Here is a 24,650-nt window from a genome sequence, read left to right on the forward strand (position 1 = left end):
AACCGAATGAAACAACCGAAGTGCCGCTGTAAGATGGTGACCCATGAACCGTGAAGTTCAGGGCGGATGCGTCATCATCTCTGCAGGTTTCCTGATACACCGCAAGCGGTGCAGGCATACACAATGAGACAATAGGTACCACATCCTGGTAAAGCATTATCGGCTCAGGGAATAAACATCTACTAGCCAACACTTCAGAATAGTTTTATCTTAACCAATGAAAAGAGTGATTGCAAGTCTGAATTACAGATTGATACGTAGCTTGGTTGGTTGACTGCATTCGTATCGCCTTATCTAGAAAAATCATCATAAGATAACCCTATAAAATTATTCATAAACTCACGGAAAATGCTCAGTTTTTCAGCTATTTCAAGATGTGTGTTAATATAGAGGGCTTTATATTCCCTTACACAGCATTATAGGCGTTCATTCACTCGAGGAGCGGTAATATATGACCAGTACCCAACAAGCATCAGACTCTATTGATAATAATAAGACACAGCTTAGCAATAACCAAGACGGTGCACAGAATAAAAAAATACCGCATGTCTTGATGATATTGGACGGCTTTGGTCATCGTGAAGAAGATAAAGATAACGCCATCGCTGCCGCCAATATGCCAAATTTAGACAAGATTTATCAGCAATATCCTCATGGGCTGATTTCAGCTTCAGGGGAAGATGTTGGTTTGCCTGATGGACAGTTTGGTAATTCAGAAGTCGGTCACATGAATTTAGGGGCAGGTCGCGTTCTGTATCAGGACTCAACTCGTATCTCAAGTGAGCTTGCCAATCGTGAATTTTATAAGAACGAAGCATTGGTCAATGCCGTAAAAGCGGCCAATGAGCGTGGCGGTAATGTCCATATTATGGGCTTGCTCTCTGATGGCGGCGTCCATTCACATCAAGACCATATCGAAGGCATGTGTCATTCAGCATTGGTCCATGGTGCCAAGAATGTCTTTATTCATTGTTTCTTAGATGGCCGTGATACCCCGCCTAAATCTGCTGATAAGTACATCAATCGTCTGCGCGACTATATCAATAAGTTGAATGCTCATTACGAAGGTGGCCGCGTACAGATTGCAAGTATCATCGGACGCTACTATGCAATGGATCGCGACAATCGTTGGGATAGAGTGCAAAAAGCCTATGAGCTGATTACTGAAGGTAAAGCTGATCGTCTATCGACACGGGCAGACGGCGCTGTCCAAGCTGCTTATAAAGCGCGTGAGACCGATGAGTTTGTCAGTCCAACGACCGTAATTGGACGTGATGAAGTGCCATATACTGTTAATGATAACGACGCACTTATCTTTATGAATTTCCGTGCTGACCGTGCTCGTGAGCTTGCCCAAGCGTTTGTCTTGCCAGATCATGAGTTTTCTGGATTTGCACGTCAAAAACAGCCAAAACTGGCGGCATTTGTGATGCTAACTAAGTATTCCGATGTCCTAGCTGACAATCCAAAAACCAGCATTGCTTACTACCCAACGTCTTTGGCCAATACATTGGGAGAGTACTTGCAAGATCAAGGAAAAACACAGCTTCGAATCGCTGAAACTGAAAAATATGCGCATGTGACGTTTTTCTTTAGTGGTGGCCGCGAAGAAGAGTATCAGGGTGAAACCCGTATATTAGTGCCATCTCCAGACGTTGCAACTTATGATCTACAGCCTGAGATGAGCGCGCCTGAAGTCACTGATAAATTAGTAGAGGCAATTGAGTCTGGTAAGTATGATGTATTGGTGGTCAATTATGCCAATGGTGATATGGTTGGGCACACGGGTATCTTTGATGCAGCGGTAAAAGCGGTAGAGGCTTTGGATGTATGCGTTGGCCGTATCGAGTCAGCAGTCCGAGCTGCTGGTGGTGATATGCTTATCACAGCCGATCATGGTAACTGTGAGCAGATGCAAGACTATGAAAGCGGACAAGTACATACACAGCATACGACAGAACATGTACCATTAATTTACGTAGGTGAGCAAAAGTTGCAAGTACGCCGTGGCGGTAAACTCAGTGATGTGGCACCGACTATTTTATCATTGATGAATGTTGACGCCCCTACCGAAATGACAGGTGAAAGCTTATTGGTTCCAGCAGTCTAGGCCAGTCGAATTAAAACACAGTACTTGAATGACTGTGGTTTATACTGACTTGACAGCTGTACCAGAAGATATCAAAAAGGAAAGGATAACCTATTATCCTTTCCTTTTTTTGTGATACATTTTACTTAATTTACTTGCAATACTATGCTAGTTCGAAATATGCGTTTGGTGCTATCTTATAAATCGCTATATAACGATAAATTCGTATTCTCTATTATTCAAATGAGTTCTTTTATGCAGCCTATTTCTTTTGCACGTTCTTTTTTATCCAAAGAGTTAAGTAAATCAGTAGGGAGGGCATCAGTCGTGTCCAAGGTTTTGCAGCCTGCAATTTTAATAGGTGTGCTTGGTTGTGCGATTAGCGTAAATGTACAAGCAGCAGTGGGAGCTTCTACAAATAATGATAATCCTACGAATGGTCTACAGCTCATCAGTTTGAATGCAGATGAGATAGCGGATGAAAACGACGCTGATAACTTATCTAACATTGCTGATATGTTAGATGTCGCTGATGAGCCAGATGACTCGATAGATAGTGTGCCAGATGAAAGCGCGCTGACAGATGATGCTGATGATATTGATACGGAGATTCCAGCAGAGGTCGCACAAGTATCGCTAAATGCTATCTCTCCTGAGACGCTAAAGACATTTGTGGCTGTGGTGGATTTAGTACGCCGTCAATACGTCGATGCAGTCAATGACGAAGAGTTATTTAGCAATGCGATGAGCGGTATGCTGACCAAGCTTGATAGCCATGCTGAGTTTTTGGACGCAGAAGCCTATGAGAACCTGCGTGCTTTTACTGAGGGCGACGTTGGTGATATTGGTATTAAGGTTAATTACCAGCCAGAGGCGGGGTATTGGGTCGTGACAGAAGTTATCGACGACTCACCTGCAGACAAAAAAGGCATCGCAGTTGGTGATTATTTGCATCAGGTTGATGAATTTAAGCTAGACGAAGGACGACAGGTCAATGATGTTGAGCAGCTTTTGACAGGTATTGCCGGTACGCAGGTAGATATTATCACTTCCAAAGCTGGTCGCCGTAAGCACACAACGACGTTGCAGCGTAATAATAGTCATCCGCAGATTGTCGAGACCAAACTGGTCGATGGCATTGCTATTGTTAAATTACCGGCGTTTCAAAACAACAGCCGTGAAAAATTACTAGAAGGTTTAATTAACTTAAACGCTCCGATATCAGGCATTTTACTAGATATGCGTGATAATCCAGGTGGCGTACTGACATCGGCAGTGAGCGTGGCCAGTTTATTTATGGATGATACTGATATAGTGCAGGTGCAAGCACGTCAAAATAAATCACGGGTACTATCGACCCAAGGTGATGCGATACTTAGACCTTTGCCTTTAGTGGTATTACAAAACCGCTATTCAGCATCAGCGGCAGAGGTGCTTGCCAGTAGTTTACAAGCACAAAAACGCGCTACTATTATCGGTGAAGTTAGCTATGGTAAGGGCTCAGTACAATCGGTCATACCGTTAAACGATGAGCAAGCCGTTAAATTGACTGTGGCCAATTATATGACGGCAGCAGGCAAACAAATAGATGAGATCGGCGTAGAACCTGATGTGACCTTATCAGGCAGCGAGAACACGTGGGAGCAGCAAGCTTTAGCATTAGTAAAGGCGCGCGCACTTGATTCTGGCATTCGCTTTGTTAGAAAAAATGCTACGAAAGAATAGATTTTCGTAGCAATTAATTAACAGCACATACCATTCAACGCTTAAAAATATTTGAAGATGTCGCTTAACAGAAGCTAATCAGACGCATCTTCAGAAATTTCGAGCTTTTTCATACGGTAGCGTAAAGAGCGAAAGGTGGTTCCTAATAATTCAGCTGCTTGGGTTTTGTTCCAGCCAGTTTGTTTGAGTGCTGTGATAATCAGCTGCTTTTCCTGTTCCTGCAAATAATGCTCTAACCCTTGAGGCGGTAATTGACCGTCAAACAATTCTTGTAAACATGATATGTCTTGAGCGGTTTCTTGTTGGGCGGTGGAGTCAAGGAGCGACTCTTTGTCATGAGTACTTGCTACGTTGGTTGACGAACTGTCATTACTAGCTGACGAATGCTGTACCATTGAAGGGTAGTGGTTGTTGTTAGTACGATAAGGGTGTAAATTGGTCACCCTTTGCTCAACCGGCGTTGCCATATTGCTAGATTGAATGGCTTGCTCACCGTCCTTTGTTGATTGGGCTGTAGATTGAACGTCTATTTGATTTTCTACGTTACGAGCAGGTGGCTCAGAGCTATCGATAGCTGAGCTATGATCTTGCTCTTGTGTATTTACAAGCTCAGGTTCAATGTCAGGAAGACCTAAATGACTAACGTCAATGTGTGAGGTTTCAGCTAACGTAACTGCACGCTCCAACAAGTTGCGCAGTTCACGGACATTACCCGCAAAATCGTGACGTTGTAGGCGTTCGCAGGCTTCCATCGTCAATGACGGCGGCGACTCTAGTTGCCAGTCGTCAGCAATCATAGCCAAAAAGTGGTCTGCCAACACAGGGATGTCATCACGACGTGCATTAAGCGTTGGAAGCTTTAGCTCAATAACATTGATGCGATAATACAAATCTTGTCGAAATGCACCATCCTGTACCAATTGGCTCAGGTCTTTGTGAGTGGCAGACAAAATGCGGATGTCTACTGGAACTTCTTTTGTATCACCAATTGCCCTTACTGTTTTTTCTTGAATGGCACGTAACAATTTAACCTGCATGGCTAAAGGTAAATCCGCTACTTCATCTAAAAATAACGTGCCGCCATTGGCTTGTTGGAATAACCCCTGTTTGTCAGCGACAGCCCCTGTAAAGCTACCCTTTTTATGACCAAAAAACTCCGACTCCATTAACTCCGATGGTATTGCACCGCAGTTTACTGGTACAAAGCTGCCATCACGCCGTGGACTTAAATCATGGATCAATCTGGCGACCACTTCTTTACCTGTGCCAGAAGCGCCCGATAAAAACACAGGTGCCTGTGAGCGCGCTAGCTTTAAAATAGTGTTTTTAAGGGGATGCATGACAGCAGAATTACCAATCAATCTACTATCTAGCATTTTTTGTTCAGGAGAGCATTCCGGTGCAGCCTGTACTTCGTTATCCTGATGAATAACTTTTAGGGCATTCTCTACCAGTTGGCGCAAACGTGGTAGTTCTAGCGGCTTATTGACAAAATCGAAGGCACCAAGCTTTAATGCCTCAATAGCCAAATCCATGCTGCCATGAGCCGTAATCACCGCTATTGGAATATTAGAGCTATTGCTAATTTCTTTTACCAGCTCCAGTCCCGAGCCATCTGGCAGTTTTAAGTCCGTCAGACAAAAATCGTAGTCATTGTCTTGCCAAAATGTTCTTGCTTGCGACAATGTATAAGCCACATCACTTTTGATACCCATTTTAGTCAAGGTAATTTGCATCAATCGACATAAATCTACTTCATCATCGACGACTAGCGCGGTTGTTGTCATACATCATCTCATCGTATTTTATGGCTATAAAATCAATAGCTAGGTCTAAATAGGTGTAATAGTTTTCGAAGGATAAATTTAGGAAAGGTTTTCTTCGATAGTTTGAAATTTATTATCAGACTTAATAGAAGGTACAATTAATCGAAAGCATGTTTTCTCATGTTCAGGAATGTAGAGTAAACGTGCTTGATTGGCTTCACAAAATGCTTGTGATAAATAGAGCCCCAGTCCTGTACCAGCTTTATCTGTTGTAAAAAACGGATCGAACAAAAGTTCTAAATTTCCAGCACTAACACCATTACCATTATCTAATATATCGATTATAACATCGTTGTCTGCGCAGTAAATGTCGATTTCCACATAAGCGTGAGGATGAGCATAGCTGCTATAACGCAGGCCATTATTGATTAGGTTGATTAATATCTGCTCTAACTGATGAGTATCAAATGATATGATGGGTTTGGTTTTTATTCGTAGAAAAATGTCGTGTCCTTGAAAGTAATTCTTCAAAAACGATGGCATCCATTCAGCCAATTCGAGCACCTGCTGGGTAGCCGTCTGCTGACGAGACAGCTTTAAAATATCTTCGATGATACGGTTTACACGTTTTGTTTGTGAAAATATCATTTCATAAAGCTCATGGTTGCCGGTCATGGCAGCATTCGATTCACTTGTTAATGCACTGTCATCTTCCATTTGTTCTGCAACATCTTCCATTAATAGCTGACTGGCTTGCGATATCGCTGCTAATGGGTTTCTGATTTCATGGGCAATACTGGCAGTTAATTGCCCTAAAGAAGCCAGTTTCAACTGTTGAGCACTGGCTTGCTCACGGCGTAAGTCTTCTAATATGACAAGCTTACTATCGTCTTTTAGTGGAATAATTTGTACACGTAATTTGCCAAATATTGAGGCATTTGCCACAGCTGGCACGTCGTAGGTAAAAGCGCGTGACTGCCCAGATGCTACCGACAAGCAGGCATTAAACAACTGTGAATGCTGCTTATTGAGTTGCTGCTCGAAATTAGAGAGAAGCGCTTTGTTTTGAGTCTCTTTCACATCTTCAAAGGTATTCTGCGCTGTGGTGGGCGTGACAAGAGAAAGGCTCAGTAACTGATGTGCGGCAAGATTTGCTAAGACAATATGTTGCTTATCGATAACGATAACACCATTTACCATCTGCGTGATAACCTCTTGATTAATCACGTTTAGTCGCTCAACTTCCCTAGCATGGTTTGCCGCGACCTTTTCAAGCTGTACCAATCGCTGAGAGATAGACCAGCTCAAACCGCCTACTGCTAAAAAGCTCGCTGACATCAGTAGCGCATCACCTAAATTAGCTAGACTCATGCTATTAGCAATAGCGTAAAAAAATTGCTGATAAATAACGAGAATGATGGCAAGTAAAGTAATAACCAGCGCTTGTGAGCCATGTAGTAGCATAAAGCTGGCCGCTACGACTACCATGTATAGCATGGTTAACTGCAAATCAGGATTGCCTGTCGTGTAGAGCAGCAGACTTAATATAATAACGTCTAACGCTAGTCCGAATGCGAGCTGCCGGCGCATATGTTTTCTAACAACATAAAATAATCCAAGCAGTATTAAACTTAGTAGTACGTAAAAGCTTAGAGTTGTTTGTTGTAAAAAACTCGGTAAAGACGCGCTATCACCGGTACGAGCAGAAATGTATAGCATGAGCATAGAGAATAGGCTAACGACGAAGCGATAGCTGCTATAAATCAGCCCCAACTTACGCAACTGCGGCAGAGGAAGCGTATCGTCATGATGAACATAACGAGTAATGGCAGAGCTCAGATTGGTAGCAGGGTTCATAAACTGGCCGTAATAAAATAAACGCTAAATGGTTTATGGTTGAATCAGACCATGACGAATGGCCAAATGAGTTAATTTAACATCACTATCAACCCCAACTTTCTCATAAATACGGTAGCGATATGTATTAATAGTCTTGACGCTAACAAACAATTGATCGGCTATTTGCTGAGGGCTCTGACAATTAACAACCATCATCGCCACTTGTTTTTCTCTATCACTTAATAAGTCGAAAGGTGAGTTGGCATTATCAGACAATAGAACATCTGCTAACTGTTCAGCGACATCTTGACTGAAGTAGCGACCTCCCTGATAAATCTTTTTGACCGCACGTATCATTTCATCAAGTGGCGTGCCTTTGGTAATGTAACCATTAACACCTGCTTTGATCAGCATTGAAGGATAGGGCTGTGCAGACATACTACTGACAGCCAAAATCTTGATACCTATGTCGAGTTGTATCAGACGTTTGGTTGCTTCGAGCCCGCCAATATTCGGCATATTGACGTCTAGCAAAATCACATCAGGATGTAGTTGTTTGGCTTGTTTAATAGCCATGTCACCGCTGTCTGCTTCACCTACCACTTCGATATCGGGGCTGTCTGACAACATACGGCTAATACCCATCCGTACCAAATCATGATCATCTACCACTAATACTTTAATCATAACCATACTCTTTATTGATTGTCAGAATGAACGCTTTATTAGGTCCAGATAGTATAAAAAATGAATATATTTCAACCATTGTTTTTATCTTTGTATATTCAAAATACCGCCGATTAATATAACAAAATACGAGTAATCATAACATTCGAAGTTAAATTATATTGCTGCAGTGTGAATTGATGTTTCTAGAATATAAATTGGTTGTAGCAAAGTTTGAATGAAGCCAAAAAAAACTACTAAATCAGTTTGATAGATTAAACTTAAATGTAAACCATGATACACTAAAAATACAAAAGCTCTATGTGAGTACTTACAAACACATCTATAAACGCTACGTACGTTTTTGGCGTCAGACAATATGTAACTGGCGTAATAGCGACAGCAGGAGGCATAATGAAGCAACTACCATTAACCAAACAGCAATTGATCGCTGCTATGATTTCATTGAGTTTGGGCAGTGTTGCACAAGCCGCACTTACAATTAATGGTAGCACTGACACTGCCTCTAGTGCACGCCTGAGTTGGGGCGGCGCTGATAGTTTGTCTGAAGCCCGCAATATTATGTACAAGTCTAATGGCTCTGCTATTAAGAAAGTCGATAATGGCTATGGTACTACCAATATTACGAATACTAATAGTTTTGCTAGTAGTAATAACACCAATAGTGCTCGCTATAACACAACCTATCGTGGGGCGTTTGGTAGTAGCGATATGATTCCGATTAGCACGGATTCACGTAGCGTTGCGGTGATCGATGCTGAAACTGGCGAATCTATCTACGAAAAAGATGCTGATATCGCGCGTCCCATGGCCAGTATCACTAAAGTTATGACGGCGATGGTTGTATTGGATGCAGGCCTTGATATGCGTGAAGAAATCACGCTTGATCCAGAGGATTTTGTTGGTCCTAAGCGTGCAAGCTCGCGTTTGAAATCAGGTGATCGTTTAAACCGCGCTGAGATGCTATTGATGGCGTTGATGAAGTCTGAAAATCCAGCAGCGAAGAGTTTAGCGCGTAATTACCCAGGTGGCTATGATGCCTTTATGCGTGCAATGAATCGTAAAGCGCAAGATTTGGGCATGAATACGGCATTTTTTGGTGATCCAACTGGACTTGATAAGCGTAACGTAGCTTCTTCAAAAGATTTGGTTAAGATGGTACGTGCCGCTGGTAACTATGATGTGATTCGTCGTTTTTCTACCACTAAGAGCTATGACTTTTTTGTCTCAAATTACTCAAGTGGTAACCGTACCTATAAAGCCAGTAATACCAGCACGTTGGTTCGTGACGGCAGCTATCCAATCGGGATTTCTAAGACAGGATTTATTAATGAAGCCGGACGTTGTGTGGTAATGGAAACTCGGGTCAATAACCGTCCTGCGATTATCGTTATCTTAGGTGCAAACAGCTCAGCAACACGTTGGGGCGATGCTAAAAATATCTTAAATAGTTTGGCTACACGCCGTACAGTATAAGCTATCGGTTCTAAATGTATAAAAAAGCTGTTATATCATATAACAGCTTTTTTATTGTGTTGAATTTAAGAATTAAGGATACATGCTATGGGTCATTCACTATTCTCTTCTCCTACACCTAAGCTATATCTATTGACCAACGATGATGAGTTCGAGCTGTTATATCAAAAGCTAGAGGCAGCCTTGTCGACAGGGTTAATTGCGCTATTACAAATTCGTCGTAAGCAAATTCTTAATCTGCCTGATGGAGCTTTGAAGCTCTTTGATGAGGCGCAAAAAATTGTTGAGTTAGCTAAAACGTATCACGTGCCAGTTGTTATTAATGATGACGTGAAGTTAGCCGAAAAACTTGGCGTTGGGGTACATCTTGGTCAAACAGACGGCAGTATCGGTGATGCTCTACAGTCTCTATTGCCACATCAAATAATTGGTCGTACCTGTCATGGTGATATAGCACTGATTAAAGAAGCAAAAAATGATGGTGCAAGCTATGCTGCGATGGGTGCTGTATTTACTTCTACAACTAAGCCAAATGCTAATATCATTTCACGTCAGCAGCTTGTGGAAGGGTGTCAGCAAGGCATACCAATCTGTGTGATAGGGGGGTTAACCGCAGAAAATGTCTCAGATTTAGTAGATTTGCCCATTGCGCTTGTAGCAGTAGTCGGGGATATCATAGATTTGCCAGCAGCAGACATAGCTCAGCGCTGTTGTGAGTGGCAGCAGGCATTTTCTAAATGGAAAATACCTACTTGAAGTACTCTTATTAGAGAGGTTTTAGAGTAGCAATAGTCTTACAGTAGAGTACTAATATGACAGCGCTACTCAGCGTGTTCCATACATAAGGTAGCATAGGGTAGCGCTTCTAAGCGTTGCTCTTCGATCTGTTCACCGCAGACTTCACACTCGCCATAAGTACCGTTCTCAATCCGACCTAATGCATTTTCGACATAGATTAAGCTTTGACGTGCCTCACTCATCAAGTTTTTACGCATGTCGTTTTGACGATAGGATATGGCCTGATCTTCCCAGTGTTCATTGAGATCATCTTGCGGATTCTGAATATGATCTTCTATCTTATCAATTCGAGATTCGTACTCATCTTTTAATTTTAATAGGTTTTGTTTCGCAGTGTCTAAGTTGATGCTCATTGTTTTCTCCTAATAGATTATTTTTATTGTCAATGTTTCTATCATAAAGAGCTTGACTGCTGAGTACCACCACGAAATGTTACGGTTTATTGACTATGCTTAAAGCTAGCAACTGCAATTGTTGCCATCGAATAATGCTCTGAGAATATAGACTAAATATCTTAAACGTGCTGAAATTTGTGTTAGGTTGCTTGTGAGACTGCGCTAGAAAACTGGTAGAATACACCGCCGCTGAATTCTGCTTATTTGATCAACTCACCAGAGTGGCTTGATAAGTGTCAGAGCCAAGCGTTAAAAAAAACATTAAAAAGTAATAAAGCTGATAGTGACTATATAGCTTGGCTATAAGATAGCGTGATTATAAGACAGACGAGCGAGAGTGCTACAAAATAGTGGATTGATCGAGTTTAGCACTGAATCTGATTTATATAGAGCTGACTATAATGGTTATATCAGTAACGACAGTAATCGCAAATTAACAGATATATTGATGCATAGGAGCAGGTAATGAATTTTTTGCGTATGAGTGAGTTGAACTTAACGGATAAAGTGGTGTTGATCCGAGAAGATTTAAATGTGCCTATTAAGGACGGTAAGGTCACGAGCGATGCGCGCTTGCAAGCCAGTCTTCCTACCATCAAAATGGCGCTCGAAAAAGGCGCTGCGGTAATTGTTTGCTCACATTTAGGCCGCCCAACAGAAGGCAGTCCTGAAACTGTATACTCATTGGCACCAGTTGCTGACTATTTGACGGATAAATTAAGCTCGCAACTATCGACACCTGTACGTCTTAATAGTGATTATCTTACCCAAGGTGCCAATGTAAAATCTGGCGAAGTGGTTCTATTAGAAAATGTACGCTTCAATGACGGTGAAAAGAAAAACGATGCCACGCTAGCGAAAAAGTACGCTGATTTGTGCGATGTGTTTGTGATGGATGCTTTTGGTACAGCGCACCGTGCACAGGCTTCAACAGAAGGCGTTACGCAAGCAATGCATCAAGCAGACAAAACCGTTTGTGCAGGGCCATTGTTAGCCGCCGAACTTGATGCTTTGAGCCTAGCGCTTGAAACACCAGCACAACCAATGCTTGCTATCGTTGGTGGGTCAAAAGTATCAACCAAATTAGAAGTGCTACACAGCTTGGCTGAAGTTTGCACACAGATTATCGTTGGTGGCGGTATTGCTAATACTTTCTTAGCAGCACAAGGTCACAGTATTGGCGCCTCGTTGTATGAAGCAGATTTACTCGATACTGCACGTGACATTATGATCAAGACTGAAATTTTGCTGCCTGAGTACGTCGTCGTCGCTGATAAAAATGACATCGATTTCGCTGACTTTACTGGCTCATTGCAAAAAGCCACCGCAACGATCAAATCAGTTGATGCGATTGGTGACAATGACATGATATTGGACATCGCACCAGAAAGCGCAAAGCAGCTTGCTGATGCCATTATTAATGCAAAAACTATCTTGTGGAATGGTCCAGTGGGTGTCTTTGAAGTTGATGCTTTCGGGCAAGGCACACAGATATTAGCTACTGCGGTAAGAGACAGCGATGGTTTCTCTATCGCGGGCGGCGGTGATACGTTAGCAGCTATCGATAAATATCAAGTTGCTAACGGTGTGAGCTATATGTCAACAGGTGGTGGTGCGTTTTTAGAGTTTGTTGAAGGTAAAGTACTTCCGGCAGTTGCTGCACTGCAAATAGATGCCTAACTAATTAACGATACTCTGTAGCTTAGTAACATTAGACGTACAACTAACTTTAAATAACTAAGGTAGTCTGTAAAAATAATATTTTGACTGTTGATTTGCTTGTTTTTATTAGCATAAGTAAGTCAAATAGCCATTGAGTATTATTAAGCAGTAATTATTTATCTATATACTGAAAATTATTATTGCATGTCTGATTCGCACTCTATAGAATAGCGCGACCATGTATTTTGACATGCATTATTTACGAGAGGTTTATTATGTTAAAACGTCATTTATTACTTGCTAGCGTACTTGCTGGTACCTTTGCAATCACTGCATGTAGCCAACAAACAGAAGAAAACACTGAAGCTGCTGTTGAATCTGCTGGCGATGATGCTGCTGCAAACGCTGATGCTGCTGCCGCTGAAACAGACGCTGCTGCTGCTGAAGCTGAAGCTGCTGCTCAAGACGCTGGTACAGAAGTTGCTGAAGGCGCTGACACTGCTGGTGCAGCTGCGACAGACGCTCTAGAAAACACTGGCGATGCCATTGCTGAAAGCACTAACACAGCGGTCGAAAATACTGCTGAAGCTGTTGCTGATGGCGCTAACGCTGTCGCTGATGGCGCAAATGATGTTGCAGTTGATGCAGAGCAGCAGTACTAAGCTACGCGATAACTAAGCACTATTAACTAAGCACTATAATGACTGATTTACTGGGAAGCTATCGATTGATATGTAACCTTTAAGAATAGTCATTGCTTTATAAGCCTCAAAATACTAGAAAAGCCTTGGTGATTGCCAAGGCTTTTTGCGTTGTATGTCGTTGTGGCAGTTTATAAAGTGACAGTTTATAAAATTAAACTGTTATCAAGAGACGGTATAGACTGACAAATAGTCGGTCAACTGCTACGAAGACAGAACAATTTTTGCTATAATCACCGCGTGGTAATCATATCCAATATCATTCAGACTTTTACTAACTTATATACTGTCAGTATGGTCGAATATACAGTGAAATGATTGCTACCAAGCTGTTTTTTAAAATACTATTCAAAATCTAATCAGAGAGCGTCTTATGGCCCTAATATCCTTACGTCAACTTCTAGATCATGCCGCTGAACACAGCTATGGTGTTCCTGCCTTTAACGTCAATAACTTAGAGCAAATGCGTGCAATCATGATGGCTGCGGATGCTTGTGATTCACCTGTTATTGTCCAAGCCAGTGCAGGCGCACGTAACTATGCAGGGTCAGCATTTTTGCGTCATTTGATTATCGCTGCGATCGAAGAATGGCCACATATTCCAGTGGTGATGCATCAAGATCATGGCATGTCACCAGCTATCTGCCAACGCTCAATCCAGTTAGGTTTCTCATCAGTGATGATGGACGGCTCACTTGGTGAAGATGGCAAAACGCCAATGGACTATGACTACAATGCTAGCGTTACGCGCGAAGTTGTTAAGATGGCTCATGCTTGCGGCGTCTCTGTAGAAGGCGAAATCGGTTGCCTAGGTAGCCTTGAAACCGGTATGGCTGGTGAAGAAGATGGTTCTGGCGCTGAAGGCGTATTGGATCATGAGCAGCTCTTGACCAGTGCTGATGAAGCTGAGCAGTTTGTAAAAGATACCAATGTCGATGCGTTAGCGATTGCTATCGGTACTAGCCATGGTGCCTATAAGTTCACACGTCCACCGACAGGCGATATCTTATCTATTGAGCGTGTAAAAGAGATTCATGCCCGTATTCCTAATACCCATCTTGTCATGCATGGTTCTTCATCAGTGCCACAAGAATGGCTAAAAGTTATTAATGAAAACGGCGGTGATATCGGCGAAACTTATGGCGTGCCAGTTGAGCAAATCGTTGAAGCGATCAAACATGGTGTTCGCAAAGTAAACATCGATACGGATTTACGTCTGGCATCAACTGGTGCTATCCGTGAATTCCTTGCAAAAAATCCAAGTGAATTCGATCCGCGTAAATACTTCAAAGCGTCTATGGTAGCGATGTCAGATATCTGTACCAATCGTTTTGAAGCGTTTGGTTCTGCAGGTCAAGCACACAAAATTCGTCCAACCAGTCTTGAAGGTATGGTGAATTTTTACCAATAAGACTGTGTTGTAGAACGTAGTTGTTAATCATGAAGTAGCAGCTGATTTTATAATATTCCACATAAGAGGTCGTAAATAATGATTGGATTGATTACCGGACAGGTGCAGTACTTGATGGCACCGACGGCTTGTATCATGACGACCTCGGGTGTGGGTTATGATATCGAACTGCCATTGCCTTCATTTTGTCAGTTACAGCTTAATGAACAAGCCAGCATTTGGACACATTTCCATGTTCGCGAAGATGCCCAGTTGCTCTATGGCTTTATCGATCGAAAAGAGCGTGATGTTTTTCGCCAGTTAATTAAAATTAACGGGGTTGGGGCAAAAATGGCCTTGGCTATGCTGTCTGCAATGTCAGCAGCTGAGCTAAAGATGCACGTCGAGCAAGAGTCGGAGACAGCATTGACTCGTATCCCAGGTATCGGTAAAAAGACGGCGCAACGCTTATTAATTGAGCTAAAAGATAAGCTGAAGAATATCGACATTGATAATGGTGCGTTTGAATTGACGCCTCAGGAAACTACGATTTCTCACGAAGGTAGTATCATCGCTGAAGTAGAAGGCGCGTTGATTAGCTTGGGCTACAAAGAAAAAGAAGCTCAGCTAGCGATCAAGGCTGCTAAAAGTAAAGGAGATACTTTTGCTGATACTCAAGGCTTGTTAAAAGCTACTTTGCAGCAGCTATCTGGCTTTTAATTCATATTAATTAGCCGTCTATCGATGACAACCACATAATGTATCAAAGTAATAAGCGACATTAAATGTCGCTTATTTTCGTTTTAGTGTTCGCTTAATCAGGTTTTGCATGACTTATGCGCAGCGTTTGGTTATGCTATTTGTTAACTAATTTTTTAATATAATGATAAATTCTATGACGCAAGATCGTTTAATTAATCCGCTAGAAGGTGCAAGTGACGCTCCTGATGCCAATATCCGACCAGCATTATTGGCTGAGTATATTGGTCAGCCGGTGGTACGTGAGCAGATGGAAGTGTTCATCGGTGCTGCTCGTGGCCGTGACGAAGCGCTAGATCACACACTTATATTTGGTCCACCGGGTCTGGGCAAGACGACCCTCGCCAATATTATCGCTCGTGAGATGGGTGGTAATTTACGTTCTACTTCAGGGCCTGTACTTGAACGCCCAGGAGATTTGGCGGCCATGCTGACCAATCTAGAAGCGGGTGACGTACTGTTTATTGATGAAATTCACCGTCTGAGCTCGGTTATTGAAGAGATACTTTATCCAGCGATGGAAGATTTCCAATTGGATATTATGATTGGTGAAGGGCCTGCTGCGCGTTCTATCAAGCTTGACTTGCCACCGTTTACCTTGGTAGCAGCAACGACTAGAGCAGGGCTACTGACGTCACCGCTACGTGACCGTTTTGGGATTGTACAGCGCCTTGAATTTTACAATATCGCTGATCTAACGACGATTGTCAGTCGCGCCGCACGTCTAATGCGTGTACCAATGAGTGAAGATGGGGCTGTAGAGATTGCGCGCCGTGCCCGCGGTACACCAAGGATTGCTAACCGCCTATTACGCCGCGTGCGTGACTATGCCGAGGTAAGAGGCGACGGTAGTATTAATGGCGCGATTGCAGGTAGCGCGCTAGATATGCTGGCAGTGGATAGACGTGGTCTTGATCATCTAGACAGACGCTATATCGAAATATTGCATGAGCGCTTCGATGGTGGTCCTGCTGGTGTTGAGGCAGTGGCAGCAGCGATGGCTGAAGACCGTGGTACGCTTGAAGATGTGATTGAGCCGTATCTGATTCAACAAGGTTATGTGCTGCGTACTGCTCGTGGCCGCGTACTGACACAGATGGCAATCGACCAGATGCTATAGTAATCAGTATTCAATAGAAAAATGCGCCTGCTTTTGATTAGAAGTAGGCGCATTCTTTTTGGCTATTGCTTTGGTTTTAGTACGGTTTTAGTTTTTCTAATAGTATTAGGAAATAGATAAAGCCTCAGGCCATATCTTCCCTGGATTAAGGATGTTTTTAGGGTCGAGGGCTGCTTTGATAGCCTCCATAAGTATCAGCGCATTACCATGTTCTTGCTGCATGTATTTTTGTTTGCCTTGTCCGATCCCGTGCTCACCCGTACAAGTACCATCCATCTCGATAGCCCGCGTGGCGAGACGACCGATAATACCCTCAGCAGTAGCTACCTCTTCAGGATTATTGGTATCGACCAATAATAAAACATGAAAGTTACCGTCGCCTACATGACCTACAATTGGTCCAATCATCCCTGATGCTTCAATATCTTTTGCAGTGGCGCTGACACATTCTGCCAAGCGCGAAATAGGTACGCAAGCGTCAGTCGATAGGGCGCTTGTCTCAGGACGTAACGCACAGCTAGCATGATAAGCATTGTGTCTTGCCTGCCAGAGACGTTTACGCTCAGCTTCATTGGTATCCCAAGCAAAATCACGACCATCAAACTCTTCGATAATATCAGCAAACATTTGCGCCTGTTCAGCAACGCTTGCCTCTGTACCGTGAAATTCAACAAATAGCGTAGGCATTTCAGTCAAATCGAGATTGGCATATTGATTACATGCTTTGATTTGCATTGCATCAAGCAGCTCGATACGAGCAATAGGCAAGCACATCTGAATAGTCAGCATTACTGCCTGGCAAGCATCTTCGATGGTCGAAAAATGACAAACGCCGCTGCCTATACACTCGCTAATACCAAATAGTTTCAGCGTGACCTCAGTGACAATACCAAGTGTACCTTCTGAGCCTATCATCAAGCGTGTCAAATCATAACCGGCCGCAGACTTCTTAGCGCGTGTGCCTGTTCGTACGATATCGCCACTTGCGGTCACTACTTCTAATGCGAGTACCACATCTTTCATAGTGCCATAACGCACCGCATTAGTACCTGAGGCACGAGTGGCTACCATGCCGCCAATACTGGCATTGGCACCGGGGTCTATCGGAAAAAACAGTCCTGTATCACGCAGATAGTGGTTTAGCTGCTCACGCGTCACGCCGGGCTGAACGGTAACAGTCAAATCTTCATTATTGACCTGTAAAATAGCATCCATCGCATGCATATCGATGCACAATCCACCATAGGGAGCATTTAATTGTCCTTCCAAAGAAGAACCGATACCAAAAGCAATCACTGGCATTTGATGCTGATGACAAATTTCAACGGCCGCAGCTACTTCTTGTTTGTCCTGTACTGTTAATACTGCATCTGGCGGCTGATTGGCTAACCACGTCATGGTATGGCCATGCTGCTCACGAACTGTAGCGTTCACACTCAGTTGTTTACCAAAACGTTCCTGAAAAGCTGTGATAGCCTCACTATAGTCTGGTTTATTAGTATTATGGGTCTGTGACAGTGGCAACGATGACATTAGTGCTCCTATAGATAATGCGACTATTTAGCATTAACTTAGCATATTCAATATCCACTTAATATGCTTTAATAACAGACATTTGTTCTTTTGTAATTAAATTAGGATACGCCAAACAACTATCAGAACAGCCAGTATATAAAATATAGGTGATAGCCAACCGATAACTTGCGTAGCGATAGCGATAAAAATAGCAAACCCTGCAAGTGCCAACCAATCGCGGCGACGGTCATTTAACATGTCAGCACGAATTTGCTGTATTTCACGTAGTTGACTGTCCTGACGAGAGCCCTGTGAGGCAAGGCTTTGTAGTCCTTGATCTAATAGTTTAGGAATATCAGTGGTAGAGAGTAGCATTTCAGGCAGTTGTTGGCGCAGTTGCTGTAGATTACGCATAGGATCTAACTGCTCTTTAATCCAACTGCTTAGAATTGGTTTGGCAAGTGACCAAATGTCTAGATCAGGATATAAATCACGACCGAGTCCTTCCACATGGACCAAGGTTTTTAGCAGAAGCATCAGCTGCGGTGGGATACTCATATGATGTCTACGCGCAATGTCCAAAATCTGCATCAGTACGCCAGCAAAGTCGATATCATCGATTGACTTTTGTAGCATAGGGCCGACGGTACGTTTCATATCACGCATCAGGGCATGCTTATCAGCATTTGGTGGTATCCAACCTGCACGGCTAACAATATCAACCACAGCGGTAAAGTTATTGTTCATCACGGCAAGTAACATCCGCGCCACGATGAGCTGATCGTCTTTTGATAAAGTGCCCATGATGGCGCAATCAAGCCCGATATAACGTGGTTCATGGCCTAAATCCACTGCTTCCATACCTGCATGTAAGGTTTGCACAGGTGGCGTCTCTACGAACACATTGCCTGGATGCATATCAGCATGAAAGAAGTTATCACGGAAGACTTGGGTAAAAAATATCGTTAGGCCTTTTTCTGCAAGCGCTGCACGGTCATAACCTAACTGATCAAACATCTCAACTTGTGAGATAGGGACACCTTGGATACGCTCCATGACCATCACGTTTTTGGCAGCGTCGTAAACTTCAGGCACATACATCAGTGCTGAACCCAAGAAGTTATTACGCATCTGAGTAGTATTATCAGCCTCAAGTGTCAAATCAAGCTCATTGAGCATGACTTGCCGATAGTCTTCGACAATATCAATGATATGGATGGCACGTGCCGCCTCAATACGCGCAGATGCCCAACTTGCCAATTCTCGCAGTAGCTCAAAATCAGAAACAATCACAGTGCGAATATCGGGGCGAACCACTTTTACCACGACTTCACGCCCATCATGTAGGGCAGCTGTGTGAACTTGAGCGATAGAAGCAGCCGCTAACGGCTTGATATCGAATCGAGCAAACAAGGTTTCAATGGACTGGCCAAGACCATGTTTAGAATGTTGAATTTGAGCGACAGCAATATCAGCGTCGAAAGGCTTAACTTTGTCTTGCAACTGAATCAACTGAGCGATAATCTCAGGCGGTACCAAGTCGCGACGCGTTGAGAGTAACTGGCCAAGTTTCAAAAACAGCGTACCCATGTCCTCAAGCGCATACTTAATCGCATTTGGTTGGTGCTTTTTGCCCCATGCTGCTGGATGAATGCGAATTAATCGCGCCAAAGGTTGCAGCTGCGGTGCTTCTTCGATAGAAAAATGGGTATCAAGGCGATACATTGCGGCGATACGCCAAAGCTCAAGTAGACGAGCGCGGTGCGATAATAGCATGAGGTTAGGTACTCTAAACAAAGACGAAAATGGGGTAAGCGCTGCGCTTAATCATAAATAGTGCCATCGGTAATAGCATTCATTTATGATGGATGCAATCGGCTATTGATGAAACGAGTTATTAAGAAACTGCGCTTGCTCTTCTTTGATAGCAGCAAGTTTGGCTGCTTCTCGTTCGACGTCCGCACGTAATTTTAACAGTTGCTGTTTAAGATCATTTACTTCAGCCACCTCGATAGGGTCAGGTGTGCTATTACCAGCCACTTCATTGGCCCAATCACTAACGTCATCAAAAGCACGTTTGGCACTATGACGCCAGCTACCTTTGAGCTGAGAGATAAGAAGATGTAACTGGCTAGCCATGGGTTTACCGATAAACGGTTCAAGCTGTCCAGCCACATCAGGATCAAACCCTGCAACCAGTTGTTTGAGCTGCATTAGCACCTTGTAATCACCAGCGATTGGCAAGTTGCCTTCCGCACCGCGCATTAGATTAAGCAGTTGAGCGGCATTATCTACAGTGATAGTACAGTCTGGACGACTATGACCAAAACGTGCGCGTTCCATGCTGGCTTTTTGGCGCTCATTCATCTGGCCACTTGGCTCAAACACGCTATCCGTCGTGACCGGCTCAAAGCGCAAACGCTCTTGAGTAAACAAGATGTCTAAATGAATTTCAGGCATTCCCATATTAAGACGTAACACCTTACCTGCAAGCGGCGCTAAACCTGCTTTGGTAATCTCATCACTAGCAATGGCAATGTTAATTAGCTTTTCGGCTCCAGCTAATAGAAGGACAGTCAGCATAAGGCTCTCGCATCGGTAAGTGAGCGCCTTCGCATTAGCTGCATCAGCGCATCGTGTGTTCGTGTTAGGTTCAATAGGGTCTGTTAAACGTAATAGTCTTGCCAATCGTACTTTATGTTATGCTTTAAAGCCGCGATGGACAGCCACGATACCAGCAGTCAAGTTATGATAATCACAGTTCTCAAACCCAGCTTGTTGCATCATCTGCTTAAGTGTCTGCTGATCAGGATGCATACGAATTGACTCAGCTAAATACTGATAACTTTCAGCATCATTAGCAATTAACTTACCCATTACTGGCAGTGCGGTAAATGAATACAAATCATAGGCTTTAGAGAGCGGCTCAAATACTGGCTTGGAGAATTCTAAAATCAATAGACGACCGCCTGGCTTTAGGACGCGATACATAGATTTTAGCGCGGCATCTTTGTCTGTGACGTTACGCAAACCAAAGCTAATGGTGACCAAATCAAAGCTTTCGTCATCAAAAGGGGCCAACGTTTCAGCGTTCGCCAATACAAAATCGACGTTGTTACAACCAGCATTGATCAAGCGCTCACGGCCCACTTCTAACATCGCAGCATTGATATCAGATAGTACCACGTGGCCATTTCTACCGACTTCACGGCTAAATACTTTGGCCAAATCGCCCGTACCACCAGCGATATCAAGGACATGCTGACCAGCACGCACGCCTGATAGACTAATCGCATAGCGCTTCCATAGACGATGAATACCAAATGACATCAAGTCATTCATGATGTCGTATTTTTTGGCAACAGAGGTAAATACGTCAGCCACACGTGCTTGTTTTTCTGCTTTATTGACTGTCTTATAGCCAAAATGCGTCTGCTCGTTGCCGTCTGTTTCAGGCGTGTGCGGATTATTGATATCATCACGCTGATTGAATAGCGTTTGTTTTATGGTTTGCTCTGAAGGGTTTGTGCGAGTCGTTTGATCGTTGTTTGGCATAGTAGTTTGTTGGCCTTGCGGCGTTCCAGTTGGTAGATCTTGAACTTTAGTAAAGTCGCTATTGTCGTCATTAGCAACGCTATTATTCTTGCTCGGCACGACATTGGTTGTTTGGTTACGTAATATCTGCGCGCTAATCTGCTGATTATGAGCAATGCTGTCTTTTACCAGTTTGTCTTGCAAATGACCATTAGTCGTTGTGGCTTGATTAGAAGGAGCGCTGCTATCTTTTGAATTATCAGTCATCATGTTGTCCTAGAATTTATTTTTATGATTGTCTTTATCGGAGGAAGTCGTTAAATAGTAAGCATCAATTGGCTGTTTAGCATATTGACCTTATGATACACCAAACGCTACCGGCTTACTGCCATTATCCGTATCATGAACCTGATCGATAATGGACAGTTCACGCTTGCAGAACGGCTCAATAAAATCGCTGACGCTGCTCAGAGGTTTCATGGCCTTAAATCCTGTATCAATAAAATCATAAAGCGGCTGGTAGCCATGACGATAGGCTGTACTTTTTGCTAGTGCAAAGGCTTTTTTGAGCATAAACGAATTTAGATGTTTGTCCGTGCGATAGCAGACGTCTTTTAGATTGGCAATCTGAACTCGGCGCTCGTCTTCTTCATCGACAGTACGATAGGCGGCTAGCATGTTTTCTTCATTCACTGGCAAATCTTGAGCGAGCAACCACTGGGCTAAATGCAGATCTAGCTCAATGGCAAAAATCGCTGCTTGGATACCCATGCTACCAGCCTCTAGAGCTGACTCTTTGGCAAGACGTTCTAGCTTTTTTGCTTTTGGCAGAATACGTGCTAACTGCTCTGCCAATAACTTGAATTCTTCACCGCCATACAGTTGGGTGAGGAAGTAATCTGCCATTAGCTGGTTTTTGGGTTGTTCAAATAGCTCACGATGCGTCTGCTGGAGACGAGCTTGTTGCCATGATTGTACTTCTTTGAGCTTAGCATTTAACTCATCATCTTGGTGATGAGGCATCGCCCAAAAACGTGTTAAATGCTGTTGTAAATCAGCTAAAGCGGTCATGGCAGTGAATCCTGTAGAAGTAAATAGGGTGATCAAATTTGAGTATGGTTGTTTTAAGTATTGTGATTCAGGGTTATAAGGTTTTCAACAACTGTTCTATCCTATACCCAAAATTGTGTTCACCTTAAAAGAAAATAATTAAGAATACAAATACCAATCTGTTACACAGCAATATTATTTACTCGATTGGTGCAGTGCTATGATTAAATGAGATAAAAATGAGTGATGAGGTCGAAATATGGAAAGTTGTCCTATTAATAGCTATCCCATAAGTCATTCAACGGTAAAGCAGCCCAACAACAATAATAGCGAGTGTAATCATGTCTCAAAAAAATGATACTACTGAACCAAAAGCACCACAAGCGGTAAGTACACAATTTAGTGAGCAAGTTGTGGAGCAGCGTCTAAAGCCCAATCCTTTAAGTCAGTTTTCACTGGATGAGGATTCGCTTAGATTGGCATTGGTAACAGCTCAGTATGCTTTAAAAGCCACTCGCCAGCAAACGCCGCCGACCCTCAACAAGCCAACAGGTCTATTGGTGCTAGTTAATGGAATGGAGCAAGCAGGTAAAGGTACCGCCGTTAAGCAGTTACGGCAATGGGTAGATCCCAGGCTGCTTAAAGTTGAGGCAACCATTGGTCATTCGCCATTGAGTTATCAACCCATTTGGCAAGCGCATACTAGCGCAATGCCACGCCATGGTGATGTCATGGTGTATTTTGGCAACTGGTATGCTGATTTATTATACAACGTCATGCGACTAGCGACATCAGATAGTGAGAACCTTGAAGCATTATCAAATGATAAAGGTCAAAAAAGTAAAAATCCGCTCCCTATCGCTCAGTGGCAAGACTATCTACAGCAGCAGTTAGACACGCTAAAGGCATTTGAAAAGGATCTCATTGCCAATCAAACTAAGTTATTAAAATGTTGGTTTCATGTCGATATTGAAACGTTGCACAGTCGCTTAAAGGATGATGAGGCAGATCCGCAGTTTCTGTATCAAATTGACTGGAATAATAAGCAAGTCATTGAGAAGTTTAATGAGGTGGCTGCGACCTTGCTGCGTCAGCAGGATGATTGGGTCATTATTGATGGTGATGATAAGTTAGAGGCCGCTGATAACTTTTGCCATTTGGTGCTACATGCTATGCAAACCGCGCTAGCGAGTAGTCGGACAGATAGCGATGACAACGACAAGGAAACGTCAGAAAACCATTTCCAGTCCGAGACACTGGAACTTAGCTTAGATACTAAACAAAAACAGTTTGAACCTGTACCGATACCTAAGCAACTGACGTCTATTAAAGATAAAAAAATCAGTAAGTCCGACTATCGTGAGGCATTGGCGGAGAAGCAAGCAAGGCTCGCTGAGTTGTTACGTGCACGCCAAGGTCGGCATGTGGTGTTTGCTTTTGAAGGAATGGATGCCGCCGGCAAGGGCGGTGCAATCAAAAGGTTAGTTGCACCGCTAGATCCCCGCGAGTATCAAATCTATAATATTGGCGCACCGATGTTATATGAGACCCAGCATCCTTACTTGTGGCGATTCTGGACAAGATTGCCTAACGAGCAAACGAACCGTATTAGCCGTATCGCCATTTTCGATCGTACTTGGTATGGGCGTGTGTTGGTTGAGCGCATCGAAGGATTTGCGTCTCCTAATGAATGGCAACGAGCATATGATGAAATTAATCGTTTCGAGGCGGACTTGGCAGCAGCAGGAACGTTGGTTATCAAGTATTGGTTAGCGATTGATAAAAAAGAGCAGCTTAAACGGTTTGAAGATCGCCAAGAAACACCGCATAAGCAATTTAAACTAACGGATGATGACTGGCGTAACCGTGATAAATGGTCAGACTATGTGCAGTCTGCAGCAGATATGCTGGCACGCACGGATACAACGACAGCGCCATGGTGTGTTATTGCGACCAACGAAAAGCGTCAGGCGCGTTTAGACGTGTTAGATCATGCTATTGAGCAGTTGTCTGCACTGACTGAAAGCAAATAATTGTTAGAAATGATTGAAGTTTAAGGACTCTTATAGATTTATATAACTGTATTTTCCACGTATTTTCTAAATAGGGTGGCTCGAAACATATTCGAGCCACCCTGTCTTTTA

Annotated in this window: 19 protein-coding genes and 1 other RNA gene; 10 read left to right on the top strand and 10 right to left on the bottom strand. The window is 43.2% G+C overall.

The window, feature by feature from the left end:
• Window positions 1–8: 8 nt before the first annotated feature.
• Window positions 9–204: non-coding RNA, 6S RNA (gene ssrS, locus JMX96_RS03440), on the bottom strand.
• 247 nt (window positions 205–451) lie between these two features.
• Between ssrS and gpmI the strand changes: the two genes are divergently transcribed.
• The gene (gpmI, locus tag JMX96_RS03445) at window positions 452–2,110 is read left to right on the top strand and encodes a 2,3-bisphosphoglycerate-independent phosphoglycerate mutase (RefSeq protein WP_201567354.1); all 1,659 of its coding nucleotides are present in this window, start codon (window positions 452–454) and stop codon (window positions 2,108–2,110) included.
• Between the two features lie 234 nt (window positions 2,111–2,344).
• Window positions 2,345–3,814: a S41 family peptidase gene (locus JMX96_RS03450; RefSeq protein ID WP_201567356.1), complete on the top strand. Its 1,470-nt coding sequence runs from the start codon at window positions 2,345–2,347 to the stop codon at window positions 3,812–3,814.
• Between the two features lie 74 nt (window positions 3,815–3,888).
• Here the strand turns inward: JMX96_RS03450 and JMX96_RS03455 are convergent, their stop codons facing one another.
• From JMX96_RS03455 to JMX96_RS03465, 3 genes are all read right to left on the bottom strand, one after another.
• Entirely contained in the window at window positions 3,889–5,601 is a 1,713-nt protein-coding gene (locus JMX96_RS03455; protein WP_201567357.1) for a sigma-54-dependent transcriptional regulator, read from the bottom strand.
• A 78-nt stretch (window positions 5,602–5,679) separates the two neighbouring features.
• Window positions 5,680–7,437 carry a sensor histidine kinase gene (locus tag JMX96_RS03460; RefSeq protein ID WP_201567358.1) on the bottom strand — a complete coding sequence of 586 codons (1,758 nt, stop codon included), beginning with the start codon at window positions 7,435–7,437 and terminating at the stop codon, window positions 5,680–5,682.
• A gap of 33 nt (window positions 7,438–7,470) precedes the next feature.
• Complete coding sequence (locus JMX96_RS03465) at window positions 7,471–8,106, bottom strand: response regulator (RefSeq protein WP_102092927.1); 636 nt, start codon at window positions 8,104–8,106, stop codon at window positions 7,471–7,473.
• A gap of 393 nt (window positions 8,107–8,499) precedes the next feature.
• On the opposite strand from JMX96_RS03465, the gene JMX96_RS03470 reads away from it, so the two are divergent.
• On the top strand, window positions 8,500–9,582 hold the full coding sequence (locus JMX96_RS03470) for a serine hydrolase (RefSeq protein ID WP_057760963.1): 1,083 nt from the start codon (window positions 8,500–8,502) through the stop codon (window positions 9,580–9,582).
• A gap of 87 nt (window positions 9,583–9,669) precedes the next feature.
• A complete protein-coding gene (locus JMX96_RS03475; RefSeq protein WP_201567359.1) occupies window positions 9,670–10,338 on the top strand; it encodes a thiamine phosphate synthase in 669 nt (222 codons plus the stop codon).
• Between the two features lie 65 nt (window positions 10,339–10,403).
• Here JMX96_RS03475 and JMX96_RS03480 read toward each other — a convergent pair whose 3' ends face one another.
• The gene (locus tag JMX96_RS03480; protein ID WP_102090459.1) at window positions 10,404–10,733 is read right to left on the bottom strand and encodes a TraR/DksA family transcriptional regulator; all 330 of its coding nucleotides are present in this window, start codon (window positions 10,731–10,733) and stop codon (window positions 10,404–10,406) included.
• 507 nt (window positions 10,734–11,240) lie between these two features.
• On the opposite strand from JMX96_RS03480, the gene JMX96_RS03485 reads away from it, so the two are divergent.
• The 5 genes from JMX96_RS03485 (at window position 11,241) to ruvB (ending at window position 16,407) form a co-directional block, all read left to right on the top strand.
• Complete coding sequence (locus JMX96_RS03485) at window positions 11,241–12,455, top strand: phosphoglycerate kinase (protein ID WP_201567360.1); 1,215 nt, start codon at window positions 11,241–11,243, stop codon at window positions 12,453–12,455.
• A 257-nt stretch (window positions 12,456–12,712) separates the two neighbouring features.
• Window positions 12,713–13,099 carry a hypothetical protein gene (locus JMX96_RS03490; RefSeq protein WP_201567361.1) on the top strand — a complete coding sequence of 129 codons (387 nt, stop codon included), beginning with the start codon at window positions 12,713–12,715 and terminating at the stop codon, window positions 13,097–13,099.
• 412 nt (window positions 13,100–13,511) lie between these two features.
• Complete coding sequence (gene fba, locus JMX96_RS03495; protein WP_057760953.1) at window positions 13,512–14,549, top strand: class II fructose-bisphosphate aldolase; 1,038 nt, start codon at window positions 13,512–13,514, stop codon at window positions 14,547–14,549.
• Window positions 14,550–14,627: 78 nt separating this feature from the next.
• A complete protein-coding gene (gene ruvA / locus JMX96_RS03500; RefSeq protein WP_201567362.1) occupies window positions 14,628–15,248 on the top strand; it encodes a Holliday junction branch migration protein RuvA in 621 nt (206 codons plus the stop codon).
• 175 nt (window positions 15,249–15,423) lie between these two features.
• A complete protein-coding gene (gene ruvB / locus JMX96_RS03505; protein ID WP_057760949.1) occupies window positions 15,424–16,407 on the top strand; it encodes a Holliday junction branch migration DNA helicase RuvB in 984 nt (327 codons plus the stop codon).
• Window positions 16,408–16,512: 105 nt separating this feature from the next.
• Here ruvB and JMX96_RS03510 read toward each other — a convergent pair whose 3' ends face one another.
• From JMX96_RS03510 to JMX96_RS03530, 5 genes are all read right to left on the bottom strand, one after another.
• A complete protein-coding gene (locus JMX96_RS03510) occupies window positions 16,513–17,940 on the bottom strand; it encodes an FAD-binding oxidoreductase (protein WP_201567364.1) in 1,428 nt (475 codons plus the stop codon).
• A 96-nt stretch (window positions 17,941–18,036) separates the two neighbouring features.
• Window positions 18,037–19,698, bottom strand: coding sequence for an ABC1 kinase family protein (locus JMX96_RS03515; RefSeq protein ID WP_201567366.1), 1,662 nt, complete (start codon window positions 19,696–19,698; stop codon window positions 18,037–18,039).
• 102 nt (window positions 19,699–19,800) lie between these two features.
• Window positions 19,801–20,505 carry an SCP2 domain-containing protein gene (locus JMX96_RS03520; protein WP_114700361.1) on the bottom strand — a complete coding sequence of 235 codons (705 nt, stop codon included), beginning with the start codon at window positions 20,503–20,505 and terminating at the stop codon, window positions 19,801–19,803.
• 117 nt (window positions 20,506–20,622) lie between these two features.
• Window positions 20,623–21,726: a bifunctional demethylmenaquinone methyltransferase/2-methoxy-6-polyprenyl-1,4-benzoquinol methylase UbiE gene (gene ubiE / locus JMX96_RS03525; protein WP_413786730.1), complete on the bottom strand. Its 1,104-nt coding sequence runs from the start codon at window positions 21,724–21,726 to the stop codon at window positions 20,623–20,625.
• A gap of 87 nt (window positions 21,727–21,813) precedes the next feature.
• Window positions 21,814–22,527 carry an FFLEELY motif protein gene (locus tag JMX96_RS03530; RefSeq protein WP_201567368.1) on the bottom strand — a complete coding sequence of 238 codons (714 nt, stop codon included), beginning with the start codon at window positions 22,525–22,527 and terminating at the stop codon, window positions 21,814–21,816.
• Between the two features lie 320 nt (window positions 22,528–22,847).
• Between JMX96_RS03530 and JMX96_RS03535 the strand changes: the two genes are divergently transcribed.
• Window positions 22,848–24,539, top strand: a complete 1,692-nt coding sequence (locus JMX96_RS03535) for an ATPase (RefSeq protein ID WP_201567370.1) — start codon at window positions 22,848–22,850, stop codon at window positions 24,537–24,539.
• Window positions 24,540–24,650 lie beyond the last annotated feature (111 nt).

Origin of the sequence: Psychrobacter sp. JCM 18900, from assembly GCF_904846625.1 — a bacterium.
Taxonomy (GTDB): domain Bacteria; phylum Pseudomonadota; class Gammaproteobacteria; order Pseudomonadales; family Moraxellaceae; genus Psychrobacter.